The organism is Longimicrobium sp. (assembly GCF_036554565.1).
GTDB lineage: Bacteria > Gemmatimonadota > Gemmatimonadetes > Longimicrobiales > Longimicrobiaceae > Longimicrobium.
Genome location: NZ_DATBNB010000788.1, coordinates 1 through 10,799, shown reverse-complemented (window position 1 = coordinate 10,799; position 10,799 = coordinate 1). Strand labels below are relative to the sequence as shown.

Genomic DNA, 10,799 nt, shown 5'->3' with positions numbered 1-10,799 from the left:
ACCTCCGCGGGCGAGTGGGCGCGCGAGGCATGGGACGACGTCCGCGCCCGCGCCCGCCGCGCCGTGGGCGCCGAGGACGAGGTGGACCGCGACGCGGGCACGCGGCCGCCCCGCCGGGAGGATGCACCCCGCTCCGAGCCGGCGGAGGCGCCCGTGACGCCCGAACCCGAGACGCTTCCGGCGCCGGAGGACGAGCCGCGCGACACCATCCGCATCGAGGACATCGCCCCGTCCGCGCCCAGGGACACGCTGTTCATCCCCGATCCCGCGGCGGAGGAGCCGGTTGCGCCGTCGGCCCCCGTTCCGCCCGCGGATTCCGGCGGCGGGGCAGCGCCTGCGCCGGGGCGGGACGTGGCACGGTGAATGCTTCCGCTTCTTTCGCTTGCGGTGCCCGTCCGTCCGGCACCGCGGCGGGAGCGCGGCCACCGCGTTGCCCCCTCGTCCCGCGCGCGTAGATTCAGGCGCGGGCGAGAAAAGTTCCGAAAAAGCAGGTCAGGGCCGCCGCGCACGCCTCCAGGCACGCGGCGCGCCGGCGCGTGTGCACCGTCCATCCGACACTTGATGTCCGTTCTTCCGCCGTTCGCGCTCCCGCGCCGTCCGCACGCCTGGCTGCGCGCGGCCCTCGCCCTGTGCGCGCTGCTCGGGGCCGCCGCGTGCGCCGCCAACCAGGCGGCGACGGGGCCGCTGCCGCAGTTCGCCCAGTACGAGGGCGAGGACGTGCGCTCGGTGAAGTTCGAGGGCGAGCTGGTGGTGCCCGAAGACTCGCTGCGCAGCGTGATCACCACGCGCGTGTCGCGGTGCAGCGCGCTGGGCATCCTTCCCTTCTGCATCGGCAGCTTCGGCAAGAACGACTACCACCTGGACCTGGCCGTCCTGAGCCGCGACGTAGCCCGCATCCAGCTGGTGCACCGCGACTTCGGCTACTACGGCACCCGCGTGGTTCCCGTGGTGGACGCGGCGGCGGAAGACGGGGTGAACGTCACCTTTCGCGTGGAGGCGGGCGACCTGGTGACCCTCACCGGGCTGGCCGTCACCGGCATCGGCCACGTCGAGGGCGCCGCCGCGTTGATCGGGCGGCTGCCGCTGGAGCAGGGCGAGCCCTTCCGCCGCAACGACTTCCTGGCCTCCGTCGACACCGTCCGCAACTGGCTGCTGAACCGGGGCTACGCCTACGCCCAGGTGCTGCGCAACTACGAGATCGACACCATCGCCGACGTGGCCCGGGTGGAGCTGGCCGCCGCGCCGGGGCCCGTGGTGACGGTGGACAGCATCCACATCGTGGGGCTGTACCGGCTGGACCCCGGCACCGTGCGGCAGCAGCTGGCCATCCGCCGGGGCGCGCGCCTGCGCGGGGCAGACCTGGCGCGCAGCCAGCGGAGCCTGTTCGACCTGGAGCTGGTGAGCTTCGCCGCCGTGGAGGTGGCGCCCGAGCGGCTGCAGGTGACGCCCGACAGCATGGAGCTGGACGCCGACAGCATCGGCAGCACCGTGCTGGTGCGCGTGGTGGAGGCGCCCCGCTACGCCGCCGACATCGCCCTGGGCTACGGCACCCTGGACTGCCTGCGGGCGCAGGGCCGCAACCTGGACCGCAACTTCCTGGGCGGCGCGCGGCGGCTGGAGGTGAACGGGCTGATCGCCAAGGTGGGGGTGGCCGACCCGGTGAACGGGCTGGAGCGCTCGCTGTGCCCGGCCTTCAACCCCGACAAGCGCACCACCGACACCGACTCGCTGATCGCCGACGCGCTGAACTACCGGCTGGCTGCCAACTTCCTTCAGCCCCGGCTGCTGGCCACGCAGACCAGCCTGGTGGCGGGGCTGTTCACCGAGCAGGTGTCGGAGCTGGACCTGTACGTCCGCAGCGCCACCGGCGCGGAAGTGGGCGTGGTGCGGCAGATCCTTCCGCAGACCTTGGCCTCGCTGACGCTGGACGTGCAGCGCGGGCGCACCCAGGCCAGCGACTACTTCTTCTGCATTGCCTTCGAGGTCTGCGAGCGCGAAGACATCCAGGCGGTGCAGCGAAGCCGCTGGAGCAACTCGGTGCAGCTGGGGCTCACGCAGAATCGCGTGCGGCTGGACCCGTTCGCCTCGGGCGGGCACCAGTTCCGCACCACGGTGGATTTCGCCTCGCCCCTGCTGGGCTCCGAAGACGAGTACCTGCGCCTGATGGCCGACGGCATCATCCACCGCGAGCTTCGCGAAGACGTGGTGCTTTCGGTGCGGCTGATGGGCGGCACCTTCTTCACCGGGCTGCTGAACGACGAGACCGGGTACATCCCGCCCGAGCGCCGGTTCTACGGCGGCGGGCCCACGGGGGTGCGCGGCTTCCGCTTCAACGAGCTGGGGCCCACCGTCTACGTGGCCCGCCCCCAGCGCCGGAGCGACGCGGGCTTCGTGGTCGACACCGTCCGCTCGTCCACCGGGGGCACGCGCACGGTGCTGGCCACCACCGAGGTCAGCTTTCCCATCCCCGTCTTCACCCGCTTCAACGTGCGCGGCGCCGCCTTCCTGGATGCCGGGCAGGTGTGGGACACCCGCGACACGCTGATCTCGCGCCCGGGCATCCGCATCACCCCCGGCGTGGGCGGGCGCTTCGCCACGCCGGTGGGGCCGTTCCGCCTGGACGTGGCCTACAACCCGTACCAGCCGGAGCCCGGGCCGCTCTACGGCATCACCGAAAGCGGCGACCTGATCGAAATGCCGCTGCTGCGCGAGTTCCGGCGGCGGCGTGAAGGCGGCTGGCTGAGCCGGCTGGTGCTGCAGGTGTCGCTGGGGAACGCCCTGTGACCACCCCCCACCGCCCCCACCGCCGCCGGCGCCGGCTGGGCCGCGTAGCCCTGCTGCTGCTGGGCACCCTGGCCGGCTTCGCCGTGACCGCCGCCACCATCTGGTGGTACATCGGGCGGCAGCGGACGCGCGTGGTCGAGGAGCAGGTGCGCGTGCGCCTGGGCCTTCCCGAAGAGGCATTCGAGCTGGAAGAGGTGGAGGACGACGGCTCGCTCCGCATCCTCCTGCGCCAGGTGGTGTTCCTGGACCAGGCGGGCGACACCGTCATCACCGCGCCCGTGGCCCGGGGACGGCTGATCGCCGGCACCATGCAGGCCCAGGACGGGCCCATCGTGGTGGACCAGGTGGCCATCGACCGGCCGTACATGCGCCTGCTGCAGCGCGCGAACGGCGAGTGGAACTACACCGACATCATGAAGGTGGAGGTGGGCGGCACCGAGGTGGCCGTCCCCGGGCGGGACGAGGAGAAGCCCCGCGTCCTCCACTTCCGCGGCCTGCGCATCACCGACGGCCGCGCCCGCATCGCGCGGCCCTACGTGGCGCCGGCGACCGCGCCGAACGCGCGCTTCGCCTCGCTCAAGCAGCCGGAGCGCACGCGCATCGGCGGGCGGCCGTACACCATCCACTGGCTGACGGACATCGACGCCACACTCCCCCTGGTGCGCGTGGGCGGGGGCGGCGGCTGGCGGACGGAGATCTCGTCGTTCACCGCCAACGTCCGCAATCCCGACACCCGCATCGTGCAGTTCGCGGGATGGCTGGAATCCGACCCCGACGGGCTGCTGCGCTTCGACATCGACGCCCTGCGCACCCCGCGCTCGTCGTTCGACGGCGAGGGGCGGGTGCGGTTCGCGGAGGGCGGGCCCACCTTCGACCTGAACGTTCGCGCCCATCCGCTGGCCTTCGCCGACCTGCAGGGGATGGGCTTTCCCGTGCCCGCCAGCGGCATCGCCGAGTTCGCCCTGGCCGCCCGCTCGCAGGAGCGCGGCCGCACGCTCTGGCGCGTGTCCGACGCGCGCGTGGCCGTGCTGGGCTCGCGCGCGTCCGGGGCGCTGACCGTGCTCACGGGCCCGAACGCGGAACCCGTCTTCACCGACACCCGCATCTCGCTGAACCCGCTGCGCCTGGCGGACCTGGAAGCGCTGGGCTACGCGGAGGAGCTGCCCCTGCTGGGCGTGGTGCAGGGCGAGATCAACAGCCTGGACGCCATCGGCGCGGGAACGGGTGGGCCGCTGCGGATCAACCTCGCCGCGAACCTGACGCCGCGGAACGCGCCGGACGCCGAGCCCTCCGTGATCACCGCCAACGGCCTGGTGACCTACGTTCCCGGCGAGGACCCCATCCGCTTCCGCGGGCTGCGGGTGGACGCCGCGCCGCTGCGGGTGGAGCACCTCGCCGCGCTCTCCGACAAGCCGAACGCGCTGCTGCGGGGGGTGATCACCGGCGGCGCCACGGTCTCGGGCTCCATGCAGAACCTGACGATCGAGGGCGGCACGCTGGCCTACTCCGTGGGCGACGCGCCGGAGACGGTGCTGGGCGGGCTTTCGGGACGGGTGCGGATGGGCGAGGTGATGAGCTACGAGCTGCGCGCCCGCGCCCAGCCGCTGGCCCTGGCCACGCTGACGGAGCTGTTCCCCGCCCTTCCCTTCCGCGGCGCCACGCTCGTCGGCCCCATCGCCGTTTCCGGCAGCGGCGACGACGTGCGCTTCGACGTAGACCTGCAGGGCGACGCCGGGGGGATCGAGATGGCCGGCTCGCTGACGCTGGGGCAGCCGATGCGCTTCGACGTGGAGGGCCGGCTGGAGGCGTTCCGCGCGGGTGCCGTGCTGGCCTCGGCCACGCCCTTGGAAGGGCCGCTCTCCGGCACCTTCTCCGCCCGCGGGACCACGGAGGACCTGCGCTTCGCCGTGGACATGCGCCAGGCGGCGGGGAGCTTTACCCTGGCCGGGACCATGCGCCGGCCCGGCGGCACGGGCTCGCCCCAGTTCGACGTGTCCGGGCGGGTGGACAACTTCCGCATCGGCGTGTTGATGGGCCGCCCCGGGCTGCTTCCCGGCCCCGTTTCCGGCCCCATCGCCGTCTCCGGCGGCGGGCGGGCGCCGTACCGCTTCGACGTAGACCTGACCGGCGCGCAGGGGCAGCTGACCGTGCGCGGCACCTACGCCCCGGGCGACGTCCCCGTCTACGCCGTCACCGGCCGGGTGCGGAACCTGGACGTCAGCGGCCTGCCCGGGATGGCCATGCTCCCCGCGACGCGGCTGACGGGAACGCTGGACGTGGACGGGCGGGGACTCACCCCCGAGACCTTCGCCGGGCGCGTGGCCTTCGACGCCGAGCCGGGCTCCACCGTGGGCGGCCTGCCGCTGGAGCGCGGCGTGGCCCGCATCGCCGCGGCGGACGGCGTGCTGACCGTGGAGACGCTCTCCCTGGCCGTGCGCGGCGCGCGGGTGGACGCGTCGGGGCAGCTGGGACTGACCTCGCCCACCCGCGAGGTGCTGCGGTTCACCGTGGACGCGCCGAACCTGGGGGTGCTGGCGGCCATCCTGCCGCCGCCGGGGCGCTTCGAGCCGGCCATCAGCGGGTCGCTGCAGGCCACAGGCTTCGTCGCCGGCACGCTCAAGTATCCCGAGGTTGCGGCCAACGCGCGCGGCAGCGGCCTGCGGTGGCAGACGTACACCGCCAGCCAGCTGGCGGCCGAGGTGCGGCTGGCCCGCGGCGCCACCGTGTGGACGGGGAACGTGGCCCTCAACGCGCAGGGGCTGGGGATCGGGGCCAGCACCTACCAGTCCATCGAGCTGCAGGCCAACCTGTCGCCCGACGCGGCCTCGTTCGGGGTGGACCTGCGCCGGGACGCGCAGACGGACCTCCACGCCTCCGGAACGCTGGAGCTGGACGGGCTCTCCGTCACCGGCGTGGTGCTGCGCGACATGAACCTGCGCCTGCGCGACGTGCAGTGGTCGCTGGCGGTGCCGCAGGCGCGGCTGGCGCTGGTGAACGGCGGCTACCTGGTGGAGAACCTGCGGCTGCAGCGCACGGGCGCGGCGACGGGGTTCATCGAGGCCAACGGCGTGCTTCCCACCTCCGGCCAGGCCAACCTGGTGGTGCGCGGCGAGGGCATCGACATGGCCGAGCTGCGGCAGATCGTCCCCACCCTTCCCGAGGTGGCCGGCACCCTGGCGCTGAACGCATCGATCGTGGGCCCGGTGGAGAACCCGCGCCTGCTGCTGGACGCCATGGTCGAGGGGCTCACCTACGGCGGCCTGCGGACCGACACGCTGGCCGTCACCGGCGAGTACGCGGGGCGGTCCATGCGGCTGGACGCCACCGTGCGGCTGGCCGGGCGCACCATCCTGGACGCCGACGCCACCGTGCCCATGACGCTTACGCTGGGCGGGCTGGTCCCCGGCTTCGAGCTGCTTCGCGACGACCCGCTGGCGGCCACGATCACCGCCGACTCGCTGCCCATGCAGCTGGTGGCGGCCGCGGTGCCCACCATGCTGAAGGAGGGCCAGGGGCAGGCGAACGCGCGCGTCACGGTGGGCGGCACGCTGAACGACGTGGAATTGAGCGGCCAGGCCACGCTCGCGAACGCCGCGGTGACCATCGTGCCGCTGGGGGTGCGCTGGGAGCGGATGGCCGCGGCCATCCGCATGGCCGGCGAAACCATCACCGTCGACAGCGCCGTCGCGCACACGGGGAACGCGGGGGTCGGGCGGATCTCCGGCGTCGTGCGGCTCGACGACCCCACCTCGCCCTTCGTGGACCTGGCGGTGGTCACCCGCAACTTCCAGGTGATCGACAACGAGGACGTGGCCCAGCTGCAGGCCAACTCCAGCCTGCGAATCGCCGGGCGCTATCCCGGGGCCGAGCTGACGGGCCGGGTGGAGATCGAGGACGGCACCATCTACATCCCCGAGTTCGGCGAGCAGGCCGAGGCCGACATCGTCGACGTGGACGTGGGCGAGCTGGGGGCCGACACGGTGGCCTCGATGGTGGCCAGCGCGGCGGGGATGATGGGCGCGCTGGTGCCGAACAACGTGGAGGTGGTGATCGGCGAGTCGGTGTGGCTGCAGAACCCGCAGACCCGCATCCAGATCACCGGCAACCTGCAGGTGTACGCCGCCGCCGACCTGCCGCGCATCTATGGCGACCTGCAGACGCGGCGGGGCACGTACACGCTGCAGATCGGGCCCATCGAGCGCGAGTTCGAGATCGTGGAGGGAACGGTGCAGTTTTCCGGCACCCCCGAGCTGAACCCGCGGCTGGACATCACCGCCAGCCACGAGGTGCGCGGGGGCGAGCCCGGCAGCGCCGACATCGCCGTGCTGGTGCACCTGGGCGGAACGCTGCAGTCGCCCACCATCGACCTTACCAGCAACACGCGCCCGCCGCTGCCGGAATCGGAGCTGCTGACGCTGCTGCTGTTCGGCCGCCGCAGCGCCGACCTGGCCGCCATCCCGCAGCAGTTCACCCAGGGGATCATCCTGGAGCAGGTGCTGGGCGGCGTGCTGACCTCGCAGATCGAGGAGGTGTTCACGGAACTGGGCGTGTTCGACTACTTCCGCCTGCGCTCGCGGCCTACGGGCGTGGGCTTCGGGGCCGGGTTCGGCAACATCGGCACCGACATCTTCGCCTACGCGTCGGTGGAGGCGGGCAAGGAGCTCTTCGAGGACTTCTTTGCGGTGTTCGAGCTGGTAGACCTGCTGAACGCGCCCAAGCTGGGGATTTCGGGGGAGTACCAGGCCACCCGCAGCTGGACGATCCGCGGCGCGTGGGAGCCGGTGCGGCGCGACCCGCTGCTGCTGAACCTGGACCGCCGCAGCCGGCAGATCACGCTGGAGGGGCGCCGCCGGTGGGAGTACGGCCGTCCGCCGGACACGGCCGCCGACTCGGCCGAGGTGGACACTCCGCCGCCGGACGTGCCGCGCCCGGGCGAGCTCTCCACCCCCACGGGCCAGCCGCCCCCCCCGCCCCCGGGCACGGGCCCTCCATAGGCGGAGGACGGATGAACAGCAGGGCGCCCCGGCAGAGATGCCGGGGCGCCCTGTTCTGCTGTGGGAACCACCGAGGTTCACCGCCGTCGCGCCACGATGTCATCCCGATGGGGCGGCCCCGGCGAACCCTCCCGCACACCGCAGCTCGCAGCGATGGCGGGATCCGCCACACACCCGCCGTCGTGCACCGGCCCAGCCCGCACGCCGAACCACGGGCGAGAGTCCGGGACGCGCCACACGGGCCTCCGCCACACCCAAGCCAGCCAGTCCGCGCAGGCGGACTTCGTGTGTTTGGTGCAGCGAATTCATTCGCCCGACCCTGCCGAGGCCTCGCGGCAGTGACGGCGTGCCGCCGACTCAAGGGCGGGTGAATCCCGTCTGGCCGGGAACGAGCCAGGGTGCCGGTAGGTCCGCAGGTGCGTGGTGCCTCGCGAAGTGTGTGGCGGATCCCTCAGTCGCTGCATGGTACGGGACACCGGCCGGTGCCGCTTGGCCGCTCCATCGGGATGACAACGTGCGGGTCGGCCAACTCGGCGTGTCCGCTTCCACTGGGATGACAACGTGCGGCTTCGGCCGGTGCGTTCACCCCGCCGTTCGTGCCCTGCGCGCGCCGGCCGTCGCGTAGAAGATCACCACCGCGACGACGATCACGCCGCCCACGACCATCCACTCGTCACGCTTGATGGACGTCAGCAGCCACGCGATCACAGCCAGCGCCAGGAACGGCACCAGCCCCGCGGCGGGCACTCGGAAGGGAATGCCGCCCGCCTGCACGTTGCGGCGCCGGAGCTCCCATGCCGCCAGTGCACAGGCCGCGTACAGCAGCAGCGTTGAGAGGTTCGCGAGGATGGCCAGCTGCTCGAAGGTGCCCGAGATGGCCAGCGCCAGCACGATCACGCTCTGCACCACGATGGCCACGTGCGGCGTGTGGAAGCGCGGGTGCACCGCCGCCAGCGACCGGGGAAGGAACCCGTCGCGGCCCAGCGCGAACAGGGCGCGCGGCACGGCCAGCGTCATCCCGCTCACGTAGCCGAACATCGACACCACGGCGCCCACCAGGATCAGCGTGCGCCCCCAGGGCCCCAGCGCCACCGCCGCCGCGTCCGCCAGCGGCGTGCCCGACTTCGCAAGCGCGGCGCCCAGCACCCCCTGCGCCACCAGGTGAAGGCCGATGTACATGGTGGTGATGGTGACCATCGCCAGCCCGATGGCGCGCGGAATGGTGCGCGCCACGTTCTTCACCTCGCCGCTGGGTACCAGCGCGCTCTCGATGCCGGCGAAGGCGAAGATCAGCACGATGGAGCTGCGGGCCAGGTCGCCGGCCGCGGGCGCCCCCTCCCACGCCAGGTTGGGCGCGCGGATGGCGAACGCGCCCACGACGAGCAGCAGCACCAGGGGCAGCAGCTTCGCGACCGTCGCGACGGAGTTGAGCGTGGTGCCCTGTTTGACCCCGCGCACGTTCACCGCGGCCAGTGCGGCGAAGATCACCAGCAGCACCATGACCCGCGCCGCGCCGCCGCTTAACGCGGGGATCAGGGCGCCCAGCGAATCGGCGAAGATGGTGGAGACGGCCGCCAGCGCGAAGGTGCCGACCACCCAGAGCAGCACCCCCGCCAGAAAGCCCGGCAGCGGTCCGAACGCCACCTCCACGTAGGCGTACGGCCCGCCCGTGAGCGCCACCCTGCTCCCCGCCTGGGCAAAGCACAGCACGATCAGCCCCATCGCCACGGCGCACACCACGTAGGCCAGGGGCGCGGCACCGCCCAGCTGCGACGCCGCGCTGGCGGGCAGGCGAAAGATGCCGCCACCGATGGTGACGTTCACGATGCTGGCCGCCAGGCCCCACACCCCGAGCGCGCGAACGAGGCTCGAATCCGAGCGGGTGGTGGTTTCGTCGTGCATGGGCGAGGGTCCGGGAAGAGAGGAGCCGTACGGCGCGGAAGGCGGAACCTTGGCCCGCCCGGGGAGCGGGCGCAAGAGAGAAGCAGAAATTGGCGCGCCGAGCAGCGGAGCGAGTAGATCGGCCCTAGCACCGCACCCCTGCGGCCACGGGCTCCGCGCCCCATTTCCCGTGAGAATCGCCGCTGCGGTCCTCCCCGCGTCGGCAACGGTGCGTCACTTGCGCCAAAGACGCTGTTTACTTGGTTCAGGTGTAGCAGGGAATACTTGGCCGTTCGCGAGCTTTCCCGCCGATCGGTCCGCGGGTGGGCACCCGGACTCGCGCCTTCCGCGCCAGCGCTCGGAGACGTTCACTCCGTCCACTGGCACGACGGCGGGCGGGCCATTAACGTGTATTTTCAGCCGTGCCGTGAGACCTCCCAGCCCCGCCGGAGAGCCTGATGAAGAAACGCAGATCGAAACGCTCCCACCGCAACTCGCGGCCGTGGGTGATCCCGCCGGGGCTGCTGATGATGGATGAGCCGTTCGAGGGCTTCCTGGTCCTGGACGAGGTACACAGCGAGCTCGGGGTGCTGCTGTGGCAGTGCCTTCGCGACGTTGACCTGTGGGCGGGAACCCCCGCCGAGGTGCGGCGCGACCTGTTCAACCCCAACGCCATCGAGCAGCGGCTGGAGCGGATCGCCGAGGAAACGGACCCCGAGTCGTCGGTGCGCACCATGCTGGACCTGATGGCCCGCGTGCTCGACTGGCCGGGGGCGCCGCGGCCGGCGGAGCTGTCGGAGGCGTGCGAGTCGCTTTCGCGCTGGGCCAGCGACCAGGGGTGGCCGCGCACGGCGCTCGCGTTCGCGCAGCGTTCGGCGCTGGCCGCGCCGGAGCTGGCGGGGCCCGCGTACCTGGTGGGGATGGTGGCCCGCCGGGGGGCCGACTACCGCCGCGCGGAAACGTGGTTCCGCCGCGCGCTGGCGCTGGCCCGGCGCAATCGCGACTGGAAGTACTACGGCCTGGCGCACCTGGGGCTGGCCAACCTGCACATGCAGCGTGGCGACGCGCCCTCGGCCCGGGCGCGGCTGCTGCGCGCCCTGCGGGCCGCGCGCCGCTACGGCGTGTGGTCGGTGCGTCCCT

Annotated in this window: 3 protein-coding genes and 2 pseudogenes; 4 read left to right on the top strand and 1 reads right to left on the bottom strand. The window is 72.8% G+C overall.

All coding sequences use genetic code 11. The features are described 5' to 3' along the window. From VIB55_RS22220 to VIB55_RS22210, 3 genes and pseudogenes are all read left to right on the top strand, one after another. Positions 1-363, top strand: a pseudogene (locus VIB55_RS22220) (hypothetical protein); the annotation flags it as partial. A 198-nt stretch (positions 364-561) separates the two neighbouring features. Continuing rightward, positions 562-2,784 carry a BamA/OMP85 family outer membrane protein gene (locus tag VIB55_RS22215; protein WP_331878866.1) on the top strand — a complete coding sequence of 741 codons (2,223 nt, stop codon included), beginning with the start codon at positions 562-564 and terminating at the stop codon, positions 2,782-2,784. Then, entirely contained in the window at positions 2,781-7,778 is a 4,998-nt protein-coding gene (locus VIB55_RS22210; protein ID WP_331878865.1) for a translocation/assembly module TamB, read from the top strand. The genes VIB55_RS22215 and VIB55_RS22210 overlap by 4 nt, the downstream gene beginning before the upstream one ends. A gap of 582 nt (positions 7,779-8,360) precedes the next feature. Here VIB55_RS22210 and VIB55_RS22205 read toward each other — a convergent pair. After that, positions 8,361-9,680 (bottom strand): APC family permease, encoded by a 1,320-nt coding sequence (locus VIB55_RS22205; protein WP_331878864.1) that lies wholly within the window; start codon positions 9,678-9,680, stop codon positions 8,361-8,363. Positions 9,681-10,117: 437 nt separating this feature from the next. Between VIB55_RS22205 and VIB55_RS22200 the strand changes: the two are divergent. Beyond that, positions 10,118-10,799, top strand: a pseudogene (locus VIB55_RS22200) (hypothetical protein); the annotation flags it as partial.

Coding starts and splice junctions, on each gene's coding strand:
- VIB55_RS22215 (WP_331878866.1), top strand. CDS start 562: ATGTCCGTTCTTCCGCCGTTCGCGCTCCCGCGCCGTCCGCACGCCTGG.
- VIB55_RS22205 (WP_331878864.1), bottom strand. CDS start 9,680: ATGCACGACGAAACCACCACCCGCTCGGATTCGAGCCTCGTTCGCGCG.